This is a genomic window from Streptomyces sp. WMMB303 (genome assembly GCF_029351045.1).
Taxonomy (GTDB): Bacteria; Actinomycetota; Actinomycetes; order Streptomycetales; family Streptomycetaceae; genus Streptomyces.
Map to the genome: position 1 here is coordinate 669,637 of NZ_JARKIN010000001.1, position 17,727 is coordinate 687,363.

Consider the following 17,727-nt stretch of genomic DNA (forward strand, 5'->3'; position numbering starts at 1 on the left):
TGTGCGTTCGAGGTGATCACGCGGTGCGGCGCAGCAGCGCCAGATACATCGCGTCGGTGCCGTGCAGATGCGGCCAGAGCTGGATGTCGGGGCCCGCGCCCAGATCCGGGACGCCGGGCAGCAGCGGGCGCGCGTCGAACTGCTCCGCGGCCGTCGCCTCCTCCTTGGCCAGCTCCCGCAGTACGTCGTCCACCACGGCACGGGTCTCGGCCAGGTGCGGCGAGCAGGTCACGTAGGCGACGACGCCTCCGACCCGGGCCGCCTCCAAGGCCTGGCGCAGCAGCGCGCGCTGCAGCGGTGCGAAGCCCGCCAGGTCCTCCGGGCGCCGCCGCCAACGCGCCTCGGGCCGTCGCCGCAGCGCGCCCAGCCCGGTGCAGGGCACGTCGACCAGCACCCGGTCGAAGCTGCCGGGCCGCCAGGCGGGGCGGGTGCCGTCCGCGGCGACCACGGCCCAGGGGCCCGGATTGCCCCGCAGGGCGCGCTCCACGAGCCGGGCCCGATGCGGCTGCTTCTCGGACGCGAGCAGCGCTGCGCCCCGCTCGGCCGCCAGCGCGCCCAGCAGCGCCGCCTTGCCGCCGGGCCCCGCGCACGAGTCCAGCCAGCGCGCGTCGGCGCCTTCCACGGGCGCCTCGGCCAGGGCCAGCGCCACGAGCTGGCTGCCCTCGTCCTGGACCCCGGCCCGGCCCTCCGCCACGGCCTCCAGCGCACCGGGCTCACCGCCCTCGGCCAGCCGTACGGCGTGCGGCGACCAGCGGCCGGGCACGGCCTCGCCGGTGGCCCGCGCAGCGCTGTGCAGCTCCTCGGTGGTGGCCCGTCCCGGCCGGGCCACCAGGGTGACCTCGGGCCGCTCGTTGTCCGCCTCCAGCAGCGCGGTGATCTCCTCGCGTCCGCCGCCCAGCGCGTCCCACAGCGCGGAGACCACCCAGCGGGGGTGCGCGTACCGCAGTGCGAGGTGCTCCTCCGGGTCCTCGTCGTAGGGCGGCGCGACGCGCTCCAGCCAGCCGTCGAGGTCGTGCGCGGTCAGGCGCCGCAGCACCGCGTTGACGAACTTCGCCCGCCCGTCGCCCAGCACCACCCGGGCCAGCTCCACCGTGGCGCTCACGGCCGCGTGCTGCGGGATGCGGGTGCCGAGCAGCTGATGGGCACCCAGGGAGAGGACGTCCAGCACCGGCGGGTCGACCTCGCGCAGCGGCCGGTCGACGCACTCGGCGATGATCGCGTCATAGGTGCCCTGCCGGCGCAGCGTGCCGTAGACCAGCTCGGTGGCCAGCGCGGCGTCCCGCGCGTCCAGTCCGCCCTGTGCCGGGTCCTTCTCCCGGGCCTTGCGCAGCAGCGGCGGCAGGACGAGATTCGCGTAGGCGTCCCGCTCGTCCACCGCGCGCAGCGCCTCGAAGGCGAGAATGCGGACGGGGTCCTTGCGGGGGCGCCGGTACCGGTTGCCGCCCCGGCGGGGTTGAGTGCTCACAGGTGAAGGTGCTCCGCAAGATCAGGGTGTCGAGACCTCCACCCTACGGCCCGGCCGGGGCGAGGCGGCGACGGGTCGCGCTCGGCCCCGGCTCGCCCGGCTCAGGAGTCCGGGGCGTCCGGGGCGTCGAAGCGGGCGCCCTGTTCGATGCGGGTGCCGCGGGCCCAGTCGGCGGCCCGCATGGGCTTCTTGCCCTGCGGCTGCACCCACTCCAACTCCACCGGGTGCGAGCCCGTCCCGACGTGCACGGCGTTCTTGCCGACCCGCAGTTCACCGGGGGCGGGCACGGCGCTTCCGGCACCGGCGCCGCTGTCGGGCAGCAGCGAACGGACCTTCAGCCGCTCGCCACGGAAGGCGGTCCAGGCGCCGGGCGCGGGCGAGCAGGCGCGCACCACCCGGTCGACGCGGAGCGCGGGTGCCGTCCAGTCGATCCGGGCGTCCTCCACGGAGATCTTCGGTGCCGGCGAGACGCCCTCCTGCGGCTGCGGCACCGCCTGCACCGTGCCGTCCTCGATCCCGTCCATGGTGGCGGCCAGCAGACCGGCGCCGGCGAAGGCGAGCCGGGTCAGCAGGTCGCCGCTGGTGTCCCGGGACCGCACCTCCTCGGTCACCACGCCGTAGACCGGCCCCGAGTCCAGTCCTTCCTCGATGAGGAAGGTGCTGGCGCCGCTCACCTCGTCCCCGGCGAGCAGCGCGTGCTGCACGGGTGCGGCGCCGCGCCAGGCGGGCAGCAGCGAGAAGTGCAGGTTGACCCAGCCGCGGGCGGGCACGTCCAGCGCCACCCGGGGCAGCAGCGCGCCGTAGGCGACGACGGGGCAGCAGTCGGGCCCGATCTCGCGCAGCCTGGCCAGGAATTCCTCGTCCCGGGGGCGCGCGGGCTTGAGTACCTCGATGCCCTCCTCCTCGGCTCGCCGGGCCACGGGGCTGGGCACCAGCTTCCGGCCCCGCCCCGCCCGCGCGTCGGGCCGGGTGACGACGGCGGCGACCTCGTGCCGTGCGGAGGCGATCAGGGTGTCGAGCGCGGGGACGGCGACCTCGGGAGTGCCGGCGAAGACGAGCCTCATCAGTGGCGAACTACCTCTCACATGGGGAAAGACAGCACAGTTTACGGTCAGCGCGAGTGTGGTGCCCTGGGGGGCGTACGGGCTTCCGCGCGCCCTGCCGGTACGACATCCGCGCCCCCGGAGCGTGACCAGAGAGCCCATCGCGGCGTTGGTCAAGTCAGATTGACCGAACCGAGGGCCGCCCCGCCACCGCGCCGCGGCCTCGCTCCCCCCCCTTTTCCGCACAGCAAGCCATCCTATCCAGCTCCGTAGCTGAACACCCCCATGTCAACAGGTCCGAGAGGCTTCTTCATGGCCGACCACGCAACCCACGACGCCCAGGCGCGGGCCAGCCTGCATCTTCTGGTGCGGGACATCGAGCGGGTCCGCCGGCAGGTGGACGCGCTGCGCACGCTCACCGCGCAGTTGGGCAACGTCTACCGCCCGCGGCGCACCGGCCCCGCCGCGGGCTTCGTCGTCTACGGCCGCGCACCCGCGCCGACCGTCCGACTCGCCCAGGAACTACGCGACAGCGTCGAGACCCTGGTGACGGCGGCGGTGGACTTCGACCGTTCACTCGGCTTCTCCTGGGACGCCGTGGGTTCGGCCCTGGGCGTCACCAAACAGGCCGTGCACCGCAGGTACGGCTCCTCCCGGCGTGGCCCCGCGGCCGGCGCCCCGGAGAACGCCGAGGCTCCCGGAGCGTCCCCGGCGTCTCCCTCGCCGGTGCCGCGGCAGTCCGAGGCCGTACCCGCCGCCGCCCGGTCACTCCCGACGGCGCCCGGTGCCTCTCCGGCGCACCGGCCGGCGCCGGTCCCCGCGGCCCGTTCGATCCCGCCGCAGCAGCCCCCCGCGCAACAGCCCTACGAAGCGCGGCACGAACCGCGGCACGACGGGCGCCAGGACGGCCGTCAGGACGCCTACCGCGAGGTGCGGCAGGAGCCGCGCACGGGAGCACTGCCCGCACCCCGCAACGGCTGACCCCTCGGCCGGCCGAGCCCGACGGCGCGCAGGGCCGCCGCCGGCCGCACCGGCCCGTAGGGCCGCGGCCCTACGGGCCGGTGTCACCCGATGTCCAGCGGATCGACCCGCACCTGCGCGACCGGTCCCTCCCTCCGGGTCAACCGGCCCACCTGCGCCGTCTTCAACGCCGCGGCCAGCGCTGCGCCGCTGCCGCGCGGCACCCGCACCAGCGCCCGCTCCCACTGCTCCCCCGGCGGCGGGTCACCCGGCTTGCGGGGCCTCCCCGGCTCCAGCACCGGAAGGGGCACCGGGCCGAGCACCTGGGCGCCCTCGGGCAACCCGGCGTCCTCGACCGCGGCCAGCAGCCCGGCGACGGCCTCGGGCGGGCCGGTGACCGCCGCCATCCGGGAAACCGGCGGAAAGCCCAGCTCCGCGCGGTCGGCCAGCTCTCGCAACGCATGTCCCGCCGGGTCCCATCGCACCAGTGCCTGCACCGGCCGCACCGACTCCTCCGCGACCACCACCACCGTGCCGCCCGCACCCTGCGGCCGGACCAGCGAGGCGGCACCCAGCCAGCGGCGCAGGGCCTCCTCGCCCGCACGGAGATCGGGTCGGCTCAGCAGCGCCCAGCCGTCGAGGAGCAGCGCGGCCGCATACCCCTCGCCGCCCTCCGGTACGGGCTCCGCGCCGGGAGTGGCGACGACCAGCGCGGGACGCCCCGGCACCGACTCCAGCACGTGGGTGCCGCCGGAGGTCCGCACCGGCACCGCGGGAAACGCGCGGCCCAGCTCCTCCGCCGTACGGCCGGCGCCGATCACGCTGCCGCGCAGCCGCGTCCCGGAACACATGGGACAGCGCCACTGCGGGGTCTCCCGCGCGCACCAGCCGCACCGCAGCGCCGTGCCCTCCGCGGCCGCCTCCAGCGGGCCCGAGCAGTGCGCGCACCGGGCCGGCTCGCGGCACCGCTCGCAGACCAGCCGCGGAACATAGCCGCGGCGCGGCACCTGCACCAGCACCGGGCCGCGCTCCAGCGCGTCCCGCGCCGCGCGCCAGGCCAGGCTCGGCAGCCGGGCGCTGCGCGCTGCCGGATCGCGGCCGGCGTCGCCCTCGGCCGCCGTACGGACCCGGGGCATGACCGCCCGGACGGTGTCCCGGTCGGCGGCCAGCGGCCGCGCGAAGCCCGATTCCACAAGCTGCGCGGCCTCCACCGTGCAGCTGTGCGCACCGAGCAGGAACGCCGCCTGCTCGGTCACCGCACGCTGGAGCAGCACCTCGCGGGCGTGCGGCTGCGGGGCCCGCTCCTCGCTGTGGTTGCTGTCGCCGTCCTCCCAGACGGCGGCGAGCCCCAGCCGGCGCACCGGAGCGAACATCGCCGCCCGGGTGCCGACGACGGCGCGCACGGCTCCGCGGCTGACCGCGAGCCACCGCCGGTAGCGCGGCTCGGGTCCGGCGTCCGCGGTCAGCAGCACATGCTGCCCCTCGCCCACGAGCGCGGTCAGCGCGGCGTCCACCCGTGCCGCCGACTTCCCGTCGGGCAGTACCGCGAGCGCCCCCCGGCCCGCGGCCAGCGCGGTGGCCATGGCGCGGGCCAACTCCTCCGCCCAGCTCTGCGGGCCGGGCAGCGCGGTCCACACCGCACGGGGCGCGGTCTTCTCGGCGACGGCCCGCAGGAACGCGGGCCCCTCGGGGTAGCGTGCCCATCCGCCGGGCTCCGGTACCGCGGGTTCGGCGGGGCGGCGCGGTGAGGGCTGCTTCTCCGCCCTGGCGCGGCGCGGCGGGACGGCGAGCTGCACCACGTCGGCGAGCGATCCCGCGTACCGGTCGGCCACCGCCCGGCACAGCCCGAGCAGTTCGGGCGTCAGCACCGGTTCGGGCGAGAGCACCTGGGCGATCGGGGCGAGCCGCCCGGTGAAGTCGGTGTCGGCCCGGCGCTCGACGATGAATCCGTTGATGAGGCCGCCCCCTTCGCGGCGGCCCTCCCGCTCCCCCGCGCCGAAGCGCACCCGGACCCGCACGCCGGGCCGGGCCTCCTCGTCCATCGCGGCGGGAACGGCGTAGTCGAAGAATCGGTCGAGATGCACCAGCCCCTTGTCGACCAGCACCCGTGCCACGGGCAGCCGCTCCGCCATCTCGGCACCCCGCCAGGTACGCGGTCTGGCCCTCGGCTGCCTGGCCTTGCGTTCCCGCACGGTCTCCCGGATCAGCGCGAGCTGCTCCGGCGCATGCGGCTGACGCTCCCCTTCATCGTTGCCGTCGCCCCTGCTCACAGCCTCAGTCTCGCAAACGGCTCGGACAGCCGCCGCCCACCGGGCCGGGCCCGCGCCGCCTCCGCCCGGTGGGGTCGGGGACCGGCCCCGCACCGGTCAGGTGCCCGGTCCCGGACCCGGACCGCCCGGACGGGTGAGTCGTCCTCCGGCAGGATCGCCCCGGCCCGCGGGCGTCCGGACGCGCCGGAGGCCCGGCACCCCGCCAGCATGGGGTGCCGGGCCTCCGACGGACGAACGGAGGGATCACTGACGTGACCGACGCGGCGGTGGGTCAGAGCCCGGCCGCCTTGCGCAGGGCGTCGACCCGGTCGGTGCGCTCCCAGGTGAAGTCGGGAAGCGCCCGGCCGAAGTGGCCGTAGGCGGCCGTCTGCGAGTAGATGGGGCGCAGCAGGTCGAGGTCGCGGATGATCGCGGCCGGACGGAGGTCGAAGACCTCGGAGATGGCCTGCTCGATCTTCTCGTGGTCCACCGCGGCGGTGCCGAAGGTCTCCACGAAGAGACCGACCGGCTCGGCCTTGCCGATGGCGTACGCGACCTGCACCTCGCAGCGGGTGGCGAGGCGGGCGGCCACCACGTTCTTGGCGACCCAGCGCATCGCGTAGGCGGCGGAGCGGTCGACCTTGGACGGGTCCTTGCCCGAGAAGGCGCCGCCACCGTGGCGGGCCATACCGCCGTAGGTGTCGATGATGATCTTCCGGCCGGTGAGTCCGGCGTCACCCATCGGGCCGCCGATCTCGAAGCGCCCGGTCGGGTTGACCAGCAGCCGGTAGCCCTCGGTCTCCAGCTTGATGCCCTCGTCCACCAGAGCCTTCAGCTCGGGCTCGACGACGAACTCGCGGATGTCGGGTGCGAGCAGCGAGTCGAGGTCGATGTCGGCGGCGTGCTGCGAGGAGACCACGACGGTGTCCAGCCGCACGGCCTTGTCGCCGTCGTACTCGATGGTCACCTGCGTCTTCCCGTCCGGGCGCAGGTAGGGGATCGTGCCGTTCTTTCGGACGGCGGAGAGCCGCTCCGAGAGCCGGTGCGCCAGGGTGATCGGCAGCGGCATGAACTCGGCGGTCTCGTCGCAGGCGTAGCCGAACATCAGGCCCTGGTCGCCGGCGCCCTGCTCGTCGAGTTCGTCCTCGTCGCCTTCGACGCGCTTCTCGTAGGCGGTGTCGACGCCCTGCGCGATGTCGGGCGACTGGGCGCCGATCGACTCCGAGACGCCGCAGGAGGCGCCGTCGAAGCCCTTCTTGGAGGAGTCGTAGCCGATCTCGAGGACCTTGTTGCGCACGAGCGTCGAAATCGGGGCGTAGGCCTTGGTCGTCACCTCTCCGGCCACGTGCACGAGGCCGGTGGTGATCAGTGTCTCGACGGCGACCCTGGAGTGCGGGTCTTCCTTGAGGAGGGCGTCGAGGATGGTGTCGCTGATCTGGTCAGCGATCTTGTCAGGGTGACCCTCGGTCACAGATTCCGAGGTGAACAAGCGGCGCGACACATCGCTCCCTGGGGTTGCAGCGGCTGCTGGCTGAGCATGGGCGGACCGGTCGGGGGCTGCGCCCAAGCACGGTCCGCGGCCAGTTTATCCATCTCCACCCGCATCCAATCACGGACTCTCGAACTACGAGACGACCATGACCTGCTCGATCCAAACTCCAGGAGCGCCGGAAGGGCGCGGGAGATCTGGATATGTCAGGGTGTGTCGGACAGCGAAGTCGCTGGTCAAGAGCGCCGTTCCAGCCGTGTTCGACGGCTTCCGGCCCACTCGGTCACCCTGTCGACTTTTCCGGTGCACCGCTGACGGAAGCAGTGATTCCGCGTCCACTCCTCGGGACGCCCGCCGGTCCGGGGCACCCCGGTCACTCCCGGGGCAGCCCCGGAAGCCGCTCGGCGATCAGGTCCCAGACCGTCTCCGCGAGCGCCTCCTTCGGCCCGTGCGGAACCGGCGTCTCGCTACCGTCGGTGCCCAGCACCACGGCCTCGTTCTCCTCCGAGCCGAAGGTCCTGCCCTCCCCCACCTCGTTGACGACCAGCAGGTCGCAGCCCTTGGCGGCGAGCTTGGCGCGGCCGTGCTCCAGCACCCGGTCCGTCTCGGCCGCGAAGCCGACCACCACCTGGCCGGGGCGGGGGCGGTGCGCGGCGAGCTCGGCGAGGATGTCGGGGTTGCGGGCGAGTGCCAGCGGCTCGGGCTCCTGACCGGCCTTCTTCTTGATCTTCCCGGTGGCGTAGGCGGCCGGGCGGAAGTCGGCGACCGCGGCGGCCATCACCACCGCGTCCGCGTCGGCGGCCGCCGCGGCCACGGCGGTGCGCAGTTCCTCCGCGCTGCCCACCCGTACCAGGTCCACGCCCGCCGGATCCGGCAGCGCGCTGTTGGCGGAGACGAGCGTCACCCGCGCCCCGCGCGCCGCGGCGGTACGGGCGAGCGCGTACCCCTGCTTGCCGGAGGAGCGGTTGCCCAGGAAACGCACCGGATCGAGCGGCTCGCGGGTGCCGCCCGCGCTGACGACGACATGGCGTCCCGCGAGGTCGGAGCCGGCTCCGGCCGCTCCGCGCAGCAGCACCCGCCGGCAGACCTCGAAGAGCGCATCCGGGTCCGGCAGCCGCCCCTTCCCGGTGTCCGTCCCGGTCAGCCGCCCGACGGCGGGCTCGACGACCAGCGCGCCGCGGCGCCGCAGCGTGGCGACGTTCTCCCGGGTGGCGGGGTGCTCCCACATCTCGGTGTGCATCGCGGGGGCGAAGACGACCGGGCAGCGTGCGGTGAGCAGGGTGTTGGTGAGCAGGTCGTCGGCGAGTCCGTGCGCCGCCTTGGCCAGCAGGTCCGCGGTCGCGGGGGCGACGACGACGAGGTCGGCGCCCTGGCCGATCCGCACGTGCGGCACCTCGTGCACCGCGTCCCACACCTCGGTGGCCACCGGGTGGCCGGTCAGCGCCGACCAGGTGGCGGCGCCGACGAAGTGCAGCGCAGAGGCGGTGGGCACCGCCCGCACGTCGTGCCCGCTCTCGGTGAGGCGCCGGGCCAGCTCGCACGCCTTGTAGGCCGCGATGCCGCCGCTCACTCCCAGCACGACCCTCGGCCTGCCGGCTGCCGCCCGGCCGTCCCGCTGCTGCGTCACTCGTCTCTCCCCACATGCCCGTACGCGTGCCGTTATGCCCTTATGACACACCAGGGGCCCGGCAGTCGCGCTGCCGGGCCCCTGGTGGAAGTGGTGCCGACCGGCTACGGGACGACCGGCGGAGCCTCCACGGGCTCGGAGGTGAGAAGTCCGGCGTTGATCTCGCGGAGTGCGATGGACAGCGGCTTCTCGTGCACGTGGGTGTCCACCAGCGGGCCGACGTACTCGAGAAGGCCCTCACCGAGCTGGGAGTAGTACGCGTTGATCTGACGCGCGCGCTTGGCGGCGTAGATGACGAGGCTGTACTTCGAGTCGGTGGCCTCGAGCAGCTCATCAATCGGCGGGTTGATGATGCCCTCGGGCGTGTTGATGGAAGAGGACACTCTCTGCCTTCCGAAGGGTGGATGGAGCGGGAATCGACGCACGGACAGCGCGCCGGGCGCGCTGGAGGTCAGCCGATACGCATCAAGGCTAGCAGCTCGGCGCTTACCTCCTCGACGGAGGTGTTGACCAGGGTCCGGTCGAACTCGGCCTCGGCCGCCAGCTCGGTGCGGGCCGCCTCCAGCCGCCGCTCGATGACCTCGGGCGCCTCGGTGCCCCGGCCGGTCAGCCGCCTGACCAGCTCCTCCCAGCTCGGAGGGGCCAGGAAGACGAGCTGCGCCTCGGGCATGGACTGCTGGACGAGCCGGGCGCCCTGCAGGTCGATCTCCAGCAGGACGGGCTCACCCCGTTCGAGGTGCTCCAGTACCGCTCCCCGGGGGGTGCCGTAGCGGTTGCCCGCGAACTCCGCCCATTCGAGCAGGTCGCCGTTGGCGATCAGCTTGTCGAACTCCTCGTCGTCCACGAAGAAGTACTGCACACCGTGCCGCTCGCCCGGGCGGGGCCTGCGGGTGGTGGCGGAGACGGAGAGCCATACCTCTGGGTGCGCCTTGCGCAGGTGCGCGACGACCGTGCTCTTGCCGACCCCCGAGGGGCCGGAGAGCACGGTCAGTCGCGATGTGCCGACCGGGGGTGCCGGGGTCTCCCCCCGGGGAACTGCAGAACTCATGCAGCGATTATCCCGGTTTACGGGAGTGCCCGGGACCTCAGGCGTTGGCGCCGCCGAACTCGCGCTCGAGCGCGGCGATCTGGTTGGACCCCAGACCGCGGACCCGGCGGCTCTCGGAGATCCCCAGCCGCTCCATGATCTGCTTGGCGCGGACCTTGCCGACGCCGGGCAGGGACTCCAGGAGCGCGGAGACCTTCATCTTGCCGATCACGTCGTTCTCCTGGCCCTGCTTGATGACCTCGTGCAGGGACGCGCCGGAGTGCTTGAGCCGGTTCTTGACCTCGGCGCGCTCCCGGCGAGCCGCGGCGGCCTTTTCGAGCGCGGCTGCGCGCTGTTCAGGGGTAAGGGGCGGAAGAGCCACGCCTGCGTCACCTCGGATGTCGAACTGTCGGATATGGATCGGTGAGGAACCTAGTAGGCCCGCACCTGCGGAGCAACGAGCAACGCGCCTGTTGGCGGTGCTCTGGACGGAGACTAGCGGGCATGAGCCCCGGAGTCAGCGAGAACAGACGAAAAGTCCAGGTCAGCCTCTGCCGACCCGGACTTTTCTGGACATAATGGTCGCGTTTTCAGCTCTCAGCGTGGGGATCTTGGAAGCTCCGCGGCCCGAACAGGGCCGGAGCCCGGAACGGAAAGCGCGGCGATCCGGCGCGCCGGCCGCTCCAAAACCACGACGGCGACCACGACGGCTCAGGTCACGACGGTGCGGACCGCGTCCGCGAACGCCGTCGCGGAATCTCTCAGTCCGGTTTCGTCGGGGCCGTGCCGGAGCACCCCCCGGCTGACGCTCGGCACCACGTTGCGGACCGCGTTTCCGAAGACCGCGGGCAGATCCGCCGGGGTCGCCCCCTGCGCCCCGATACCCGGCGCGAGCAGCGGCCCGTTCACCGCCAGGTCGAACGCCGACAGATCACCGAGCGTGGCGCCGACGACCGCGCCGAAGGAGCCCAGCGGCCCGGCGCCCGCGTTCAGGTCCGCCAGCCGGCGCAGCACCGTCGCCGCCACCGTGCAACCGCCCTCGCCGAGCGCGCGCTGCACCTCCCGTCCCTCCGGGTTGGAGGTGAGCGCCAGTACGAAGAGCCCCGCGCCGCTCGCCGCGGCCGCTTCGGCGGCCGGCGCGAGCGCGCCGAAGCCCAGATAGGGACTCACGGTGAGCGCGTCGGAGAAGAGCGGGCTGTCCGGGTCGAGGTAGGCCGCGGCGTAGGCGTCCATGGTGGAGCCGATGTCGCCGCGCTTGGCGTCCATCACGACCAGTGCCCCGGCCTCCCGGGCCTCGGACACCGTGCGTTCCAGCACGGCGACACCGCGCGAGCCGAAGCGCTCGTAGAACGCCGACTGCGGCTTGAGCACGGCCACCCGGTCGGCCAGCGCCGCCACGACCGTGCGGCTGAACCGCTCCAGCCCCGCGACGTCGTCCGCCAGACCCCAGGCGTGCAGCAGGGAGGCGTGCGGATCGATCCCCACGCACAGCGGCCCCCGGGTGTCCATGGCACGGCGCAGCCGCGCCCCGAAGGGCTCCGGGGTCTCGGCGCCCCCCGTAGTCGTCCCCTGAGCTGTCATGCGGTGCCCTCCCGGCGGCGGTGTTCGGCGCCGACGGCCTCGGCGAGGGTGGCGTACGGGCTGGCCGCCAGCAGCCGGGCCAGTCCCCGGTGCATCCGGCGCATCCAGAACGGGCCCTCGTACAGGAAGGCCGTGTACCCCTGCACCAGGGTGGCGCCCGCCAGAATGCGGCGCCAGGCGTCCTCGGCGGTCCCGACACCGCCGACACCGACCAGGACGAGCCGGTCACCGACCCGCGCGTACAGCCGCCGCAACACCTCCAGTGAGCGGTCGGCGACCGGCGCGCCGGACAGCCCGCCGGTCTCGGCAGCCAGCTCCGGCGCGCAGGTGAGGCCGAGCCCGTCCCGGGCGACGGTGGTGTTGGTCGCGATGATCCCGTCCAGGCCCAGCTCGACGGCCAGGTCGGCGACGGCGTCGACGTCCTCGTCCGCCAGGTCGGGCGCGATCTTGACCAGGAGCGGGACGCGCCGCCCGGGCACCGCCCGGTCGGCCGCCTCCCGTACGGCGGTCAGCAGGGGCCGCAGGTGCTCGGTGGCCTGCAGGTCGCGCAGGCCGGGGGTGTTGGGCGAGGAGACATTGACGACCAGGTAGTCGGCGTGCGGCGCCAGCGCCTCGGTGGAGGTGACGTAGTCGCCGACCGCCGCCGACTCCGGCACCGCCTTCGTCTTGCCGATGTTGATGCCCAGTGTCGGGCGGAAGACGGGCCGCCGGGCGGCCAGCCGCGCGGCGACGGCGGCCGCGCCCTCGTTGTTGAAACCCATCCGGTTGATCAGCGCACGGTCCTCGACCAGGCGGAACAGCCGCTTCTTCGGGTTGCCCGGCTGGCCGCTGCCGGTGACGGTACCGACCTCGACGTGGTCGAAGCCGAGCATGGCGAGCCCGTCGATCCCCTCGGCGTTCTTGTCGAACCCGGCGGCGAGGCCGAACGGGCCGTGCATGCGGCGGCCCAGCGCCTCGACGCGGAGGCTCCGGTCGCGCGGGGCGAGGGCCGCTGCCGCGAAGGTGCGGAGCACGGGAGTGGCCGCCGCCCTGCGGATCCAGGAGAAGGCCAGGTGGTGAGCCCGCTCGGGGTCCATCCGGCAGAAGACGGTACGGAAGAGGAGTCTGTACATGAGGGAGGGGTTCCTGTGAGGGGAGCCGCCCCGGCAGTCCGTTCCGCCTCCGGGGCGCCGTGGCGGTGCCCCGGAGGCGGAACGGACTGGGGCCGGGGGTCAGCTCCTGCGGGAGGCGACCAGGTGCCGGGCGTGCTCTTGCAGCGACCGCACGCTGACCTCGTCGCGGGCCATCGCGTCGATGCCCTGCACGGCGGCGGCCAGCGCCTGCACGGTCGTCAGGCAGGGAACGGCCCGCGCGACGGCCGCCGTACGGATGTCGTAGCCGTCCAGCCGGCCGCCCGTCCCGTACGGGGTGTTGACGATCAGGTCCACCTCACCGTCGTGGATGAGCTGCACGATGGTCGGTTCCCCGGCCGGGCCCGTGCCCTGGCTCTGCTTGCGGACGACGGTGGCGTTGATCCCGTTGCGCTTGAGAACCTCCGCGGTACCGGAGGTCGCCAGCAGCTCGAAGCCCATGGCCACCAGCTCCCGGGCCGGGAAGATCAGGGAGCGCTTGTCCCGGTTGGCGACCGAGACGAAGGCCCGGCCCTTGCCCGGCAGGGCCCCGTACGCGGCGGCCTGGGACTTGGCGTAGGCGGTGCCGAAGACCGAGTCGATGCCCATCACCTCGCCGGTCGAGCGCATCTCCGGGCCCAGCACCGTGTCCACGCCGCGGCCCTGCACATCGCGGAACCTGCTCCAGGGCATGACCGCCTCCTTGACGGAGATCGGCGCGTCCAGCGGCAGGTCGCCGCCGTCGCCCTCGGCGGGCAGCAGGCCCTCGGCGCGCAGCTCGGCGAGGGTGGCACCCAGCGACACCCGGGCCGCGGCCTTCGCGAGCGGAACGGCGGTGGCCTTGGAGGTGAACGGCACCGTGCGGGAGGCGCGCGGGTTGGCCTCCAGCACGTAGAGGATGTCGCCGGCCATCGCGAACTGGATGTTGATCAGACCCCGCACCCCGACGCCGCGGGCGATGGCCTCGGTGGAGGCGCGCAGCCGCTTGACGTCGTAGCCGCCGAGGGTGATCGGTGGCAGCGCGCAGGCGGAGTCGCCGGAGTGGATGCCGGCCTCCTCGATGTGCTCCATGACGCCGCCGAGGTAGAGCTCGTGACCGTCGTAGAGTGCGTCCACATCGATCTCGATGGCGTCGTCGAGGAACCGGTCGATGAGGACCGGATGCTGTTCGATCAGCCCGGCGTGCCGCTCCAGGTAGGACTCCAGCGACGCCTCGTCGTAGACGATCTCCATGCCGCGGCCGCCCAGCACGTAGGAGGGGCGGACCATGACGGGGTAGCCGATCTCGGCGGCGATGCCCTTGGCCTGCTCGAAGGAGAAGGCCGTGCCGTACTTGGGGGCGGGCAGCCCGGCCTCGGTGAGCACCCGGCCGAACGCGCCGCGCTCCTCGGCCAGCTCGATGGCCTCCGGCGAGGTGCCGACGATGGGCACGCCGTTGTCCTTGAGCGCCTGGGCGAGCCCCAGCGGGGTCTGGCCGCCCAGCTGGACGAGCACCCCGGCGACCGGGCCGGCCTGCTGCTCGGCGTGGACGATCTCCAGGACGTCCTCCAGGGTGAGCGGCTCGAAGTAGAGCCGGTCGGAGGTGTCGTAGTCGGTGGAGACGGTCTCCGGGTTGCAGTTGACCATCACGGTCTCGTACCCGGCGTCGCCCAGCGCGAAGGAGGCGTGGACGCAGGAGTAGTCGAACTCGATGCCCTGGCCGATGCGGTTGGGCCCGGAGCCGAGGATGATCACCGCGGGCTTCTCGCGGGGCGCTACCTCGCTCTCCTCGTCGTAGGAGGAGTAGAAGTACGGCGTGCGGGCGGCGAACTCGGCCGCGCAGGTGTCCACGGTCTTGTAGACCGGGCGGATGCCCAGTGCGTGGCGCACCTCGCGCACCACGTCCTCGCGCAGCGAGCGGACGGCGGCGATCTGCGCGTCCGAGAAACCGTGGCGCTTCGCTTCGGCGAACATCGCCGGGCTCAGCTCCGGGGCCGCGGCGATCTCGTCGGCGGTCTCCTTGACGAGGAAGAGCTGGTCGATGAACCAGGGGTCGATCTTCGTCGCGTCGAAGACCTCCTGCGGAGTGGCGCCGGCCCGGATGGCGGCCATCACCGTGTTGATCCGGCCGTCGGTGGGCCGCTCGGCCTCGACGAGCAGCTCGGCCTTGTCGCCCAGCTCGGAGACCGGGGTGGCGAAGTCGAACTGGCTGCCCTTCTTCTCCAGCGAGCGCAGCGCCTTGTTCAGGGCCTCGGTGAAGTTCCGGCCGATGGCCATGGCCTCGCCGACCGACTTCATGGTGGTGGTCAGCCGGGAGTCCGCGGCGGGGAACTTCTCGAAGGCGAACCGAGGGGCCTTGACCACGACGTAGTCGAGCGTGGGCTCGAAGGAGGCCGGGGTCTCCTCGGTGATGTCGTTGGGGATCTCGTCCAGCGTGTAGCCCACCGCGAGCTTCGCGGCGATCTTCGCGATGGGGAATCCGGTGGCCTTGGATGCGAGCGCCGAGGACCGGGAGACCCGCGGGTTCATCTCGATGACGACGATGCGGCCGTCGGCGGGGTTGACGGCGAACTGGATGTTGCAGCCACCGGTGTCGACCCCGACCTCGCGGATGACGGCGATGCCGATGTCCCGGAGCACCTGGTACTCGCGGTCGGTGAGGGTCATGGCGGGCGCGACGGTGATCGAGTCGCCGGTGTGCACACCCATCGGGTCGAAGTTCTCGATGGAGCAGACGACCACGACGTTGTCGTTGTGGTCGCGCATCAGCTCCAGCTCGTACTCCTTCCAGCCGAGGATGGACTCCTCCAGGAGCACCTCGGTGGTGGGCGAGAGGGTGAGGCCCTGTCCGGCGATACGGCGCAGCTCCTCCTCGTCGTGGGCGAAGCCGGAGCCGGCGCCGCCCATGGTGAAGGAGGGGCGCACGACGACGGGGTAGCCGCCGAGCTCCTCGACGCCGCGCAGCACGTCGTCCATGGAGTGGCAGATGTAGGAGCGCGCGGACTCGCCGTGCCCGATCTTGCCGCGGACGGCCTCGACGACCTCCTTGAACCGGTCGCGGTCCTCTCCCTTGTTGATGGCCTCGACGTTGGCGCCGATCAGCTCGACGCCGTAGGCGTCCAGGGTGCCCGCCTCGTGCAGGGAGATCGCGGTGTTGAGCGCCGTCTGGCCGCCGAGGGTGGGCAGCAGCGCGTCGGGGCGCTCCTTGGCGATGATCTTCTCGACGAAGTCGGGGGTGATCGGCTCGACGTAGGTGGCGTCGGCGATCTCCGGGTCGGTCATGATCGTGGCCGGGTTGGAGTTGACCAGGATCACGCGCAGGCCCTCGGCCTTGAGCACGCGGCACGCCTGGGTGCCGGAGTAGTCGAACTCGGCGGCCTGCCCGATGACGATCGGTCCTGAGCCGATGACCAGGACGGACTGGATATCGGTGCGCTTAGGCACGCTGGTCCTCCATGAGCTTGACGAAGCGGTCGAACAGGTAGGCGGCGTCGTGCGGTCCCGCTGCCGCTTCGGGGTGGTACTGGACGCTGAAGACGGGCCTGTCCAGGAGCCGCAGCCCCTCGACCACTCCGTCGTTCAGACAGACGTGCGAGACCTCGGCACGTCCGTAAGGGGTCTCGGTGACGCGGTCGAGCGGCGCGTCCACGGCGAAACCGTGGTTGTGCGCGGTGACCTCGACCTTGCCGGTCGTACGGTCCTGGACGGGCTGGTTGATCCCGCGGTGGCCGTACTTGAGCTTGAACGTGCCGAACCCGAGGGCGCGGCCGAGGATCTGGTTGCCGAAGCAGATGCCGAACAGCGGGGTGCCGCGGTCCAGGACCTCGCGCATCAGGGCCACCGGGTGCTCGGCGGCGGCCGGGTCGCCGGGGCCGTTGGAGAAGAAGACGCCGTCGGGTGCCACGGCGTAGACGTCCTCGGCGGTGGCGGTGGCGGGAAGCACATGCACCTCCGCCCCACGCTCGGCCATCCGCTGCGGGGTCATGCCCTTGATACCGAGGTCGACCGCCGCCACGGTGAAGCGCTTCTCACCGACCGCGGGGACGACATACGCCTGCCGAGTGGCGACCTCGCCCGCGAGGTCGGCGCCCTTCATCGCGGGTGCTTCCCGCACCCGGGCCAGCAGCTTCTCCTCGCCGCCGGCGCAGGCCCCGCCGGAGAAGATCCCGACGCGCATGGCGCCGCGCTCGCGCAGGTGGCGGGTGAGGGCGCGGGTGTCGACGCCGCTGATGCCCACCACGCCCTGGTCGCGCAGCTCCTGGTCCAGGGTGCGGGTGGCGCGCCAGTTGGAGGGGGTGCGCGCGGGGTCGCGGACGACGTAGCCGGCCACCCAGATGCGGGCCGACTCGGGGTCCTCGTCGTTGACGCCGGTGTTGCCGACGTGCGGGGCCGTCATGACGACGACCTGGCGGTGGTAGGAGGGGTCGGTGAGGGTCTCCTGGTACCCGGTCATCCCGGTGGAGAACACGGCTTCGCCGAAGGCCTCGCCCACGGCCCCGTAGGCGCGTCCGCGGAAGGTGCGGCCGTCCTCCAGGACGAGAAGGGCGGGTTCCGCCGTGGTTCCGGTCGCTCCCCTGGTGGAGGTCGTCATCATGCGCCTTCCTCGTGCTGCTGCATTGCCGCGACGCCGTTGTCGCCGCACATTGCGTTGATCTTCTCGACCCATCGGGTCTGGTCGGCGGAGTGGTCGAGGCGGAATCCGGAGTCCAGCCGTCGTCCGCCGTGCTCCCAGGTGACGACCAGCAGGCCGCCCTCGGTGAGCACCTTGCCGGCGATGCCGGTGTCGAGGCGGGCACCGCGCAGCCGGTCGGCGGGGACGAAGAAGTCCTGCGCCGCGGGCCGGTGTGCGTCCAGTCCCCGCGCGGTGAGCGTCAGCTCGGCGCGGCTGCGGGTGCCCAGGCCGTGCGCGACGATCCGGTCGAGCCACTGGCCCGCGCTCGTGGAGCCGTGATAGCGGCCGGTGGCGGTCAGCAGCGGCTCGTCGGGGTGCTCGGGCCGCTGCGGCAGCTCCGGCAGGTCGCCCTGGAGGGTGCCGCGCCACTTCCAGCCCTGCCGCATCAGCCAGTAGAGGAGCGCGATGAACAGGACGAGCCCCACGACCCAGCCGATCCGGGCGGCCCAGTCGGTGACCTGCTGTGACTTCTGCTCGGCGGCGAGGCCGAGCAGAGGGAGGTTGGTTGTTGCACTCACACCGCTCA

General features: G+C 73.1%; 14 protein-coding genes. 1 reads left to right on the forward strand and 13 read right to left on the reverse strand.

The window, feature by feature from the left end; translation table 11 throughout:
* Nucleotides 1-16 precede the first annotated feature (16 nt).
* Together P2424_RS03075 and fmt are read right to left on the reverse strand one after the other, a co-directional pair.
* Nucleotides 17-1,465 carry a transcription antitermination factor NusB gene (locus P2424_RS03075; protein WP_276474261.1) on the reverse strand — a complete coding sequence of 483 codons (1,449 nt, stop codon included), beginning with the start codon at nt 1,463-1,465 and terminating at the stop codon, nt 17-19.
* 101 nt (nt 1,466-1,566) lie between these two features.
* Nucleotides 1,567-2,529: a methionyl-tRNA formyltransferase gene (gene fmt, locus P2424_RS03080; protein ID WP_276474262.1), complete on the reverse strand. Its 963-nt coding sequence runs from the start codon at nt 2,527-2,529 to the stop codon at nt 1,567-1,569.
* A 291-nt stretch (nt 2,530-2,820) separates the two neighbouring features.
* Here fmt and P2424_RS03085 point away from each other — a divergent pair, with 291 nt between their 5' ends.
* Complete coding sequence (locus P2424_RS03085; RefSeq protein ID WP_276474263.1) at nt 2,821-3,489, forward strand: hypothetical protein; 669 nt, start codon at nt 2,821-2,823, stop codon at nt 3,487-3,489.
* A gap of 83 nt (nt 3,490-3,572) precedes the next feature.
* Here the strand turns inward: P2424_RS03085 and P2424_RS03090 are convergent, their stop codons facing one another.
* From P2424_RS03090 to P2424_RS03140, 11 genes are all read right to left on the reverse strand, one after another.
* Nucleotides 3,573-5,738, reverse strand: a complete 2,166-nt coding sequence (locus P2424_RS03090; protein ID WP_276474264.1) for a primosomal protein N' — start codon at nt 5,736-5,738, stop codon at nt 3,573-3,575.
* A 271-nt stretch (nt 5,739-6,009) separates the two neighbouring features.
* On the reverse strand, nt 6,010-7,218 hold the full coding sequence (gene metK / locus P2424_RS03095; protein ID WP_026004561.1) for a methionine adenosyltransferase: 1,209 nt from the start codon (nt 7,216-7,218) through the stop codon (nt 6,010-6,012).
* 361 nt (nt 7,219-7,579) lie between these two features.
* Nucleotides 7,580-8,833: a bifunctional phosphopantothenoylcysteine decarboxylase/phosphopantothenate--cysteine ligase CoaBC gene (gene coaBC, locus P2424_RS03100; protein ID WP_276474265.1), complete on the reverse strand. Its 1,254-nt coding sequence runs from the start codon at nt 8,831-8,833 to the stop codon at nt 7,580-7,582.
* Between the two features lie 104 nt (nt 8,834-8,937).
* Nucleotides 8,938-9,216 carry a DNA-directed RNA polymerase subunit omega gene (gene rpoZ / locus P2424_RS03105; RefSeq protein WP_276474266.1) on the reverse strand — a complete coding sequence of 93 codons (279 nt, stop codon included), beginning with the start codon at nt 9,214-9,216 and terminating at the stop codon, nt 8,938-8,940.
* A gap of 68 nt (nt 9,217-9,284) precedes the next feature.
* Complete coding sequence (gmk, locus tag P2424_RS03110) at nt 9,285-9,881, reverse strand: guanylate kinase (protein ID WP_037706156.1); 597 nt, start codon at nt 9,879-9,881, stop codon at nt 9,285-9,287.
* A gap of 37 nt (nt 9,882-9,918) precedes the next feature.
* Entirely contained in the window at nt 9,919-10,242 is a 324-nt protein-coding gene (locus tag P2424_RS03115) for an integration host factor (protein WP_019356158.1), read from the reverse strand.
* Between the two features lie 329 nt (nt 10,243-10,571).
* Nucleotides 10,572-11,441 carry an orotidine-5'-phosphate decarboxylase gene (gene pyrF, locus P2424_RS03120; protein ID WP_276474267.1) on the reverse strand — a complete coding sequence of 290 codons (870 nt, stop codon included), beginning with the start codon at nt 11,439-11,441 and terminating at the stop codon, nt 10,572-10,574.
* Nucleotides 11,438-12,553 (reverse strand): quinone-dependent dihydroorotate dehydrogenase, encoded by a 1,116-nt coding sequence (locus P2424_RS03125; RefSeq protein WP_276474268.1) that lies wholly within the window; start codon nt 12,551-12,553, stop codon nt 11,438-11,440. The genes pyrF and P2424_RS03125 overlap by 4 nt, the downstream gene beginning before the upstream one ends.
* A 99-nt stretch (nt 12,554-12,652) precedes the next feature.
* Nucleotides 12,653-15,973, reverse strand: coding sequence for a carbamoyl-phosphate synthase large subunit (gene carB / locus P2424_RS03130; protein WP_276474269.1), 3,321 nt, complete (start codon nt 15,971-15,973; stop codon nt 12,653-12,655).
* Nucleotides 15,966-17,120 (reverse strand): glutamine-hydrolyzing carbamoyl-phosphate synthase small subunit, encoded by a 1,155-nt coding sequence (carA, locus tag P2424_RS03135; RefSeq protein ID WP_276478802.1) that lies wholly within the window; start codon nt 17,118-17,120, stop codon nt 15,966-15,968. The genes carB and carA overlap by 8 nt, the downstream gene beginning before the upstream one ends.
* On the reverse strand, nt 17,120-17,719 hold the full coding sequence (locus tag P2424_RS03140; RefSeq protein ID WP_276474270.1) for a hypothetical protein: 600 nt from the start codon (nt 17,717-17,719) through the stop codon (nt 17,120-17,122). The genes carA and P2424_RS03140 overlap by 1 nt, the downstream gene beginning before the upstream one ends.
* Nucleotides 17,720-17,727: the final 8 nt, after the last annotated feature.

Bases quoted from the DNA above. Each gene is read 5' to 3' on its own strand.
- fmt (WP_276474262.1), bottom strand. From the start codon at position 2,529: ATGAGGCTCGTCTTCGCCGGCACTCCCGAGGTCGCCGTCCCCGCGCTC.
- pyrF (WP_276474267.1), bottom strand. From the start codon at position 11,441: ATGACAGCTCAGGGGACGACTACGGGGGGCGCCGAGACCCCGGAGCCC.
- gmk (WP_037706156.1), bottom strand. From the start codon at position 9,881: ATGAGTTCTGCAGTTCCCCGGGGGGAGACCCCGGCACCCCCGGTCGGC.
- P2424_RS03085 (WP_276474263.1), top strand. From the start codon at position 2,821: ATGGCCGACCACGCAACCCACGACGCCCAGGCGCGGGCCAGCCTGCAT.
- P2424_RS03125 (WP_276474268.1), bottom strand. From the start codon at position 12,553: ATGTACAGACTCCTCTTCCGTACCGTCTTCTGCCGGATGGACCCCGAG.
- carA (WP_276478802.1), bottom strand. From the start codon at position 17,120: ATGACGACCTCCACCAGGGGAGCGACCGGAACCACGGCGGAACCCGCC.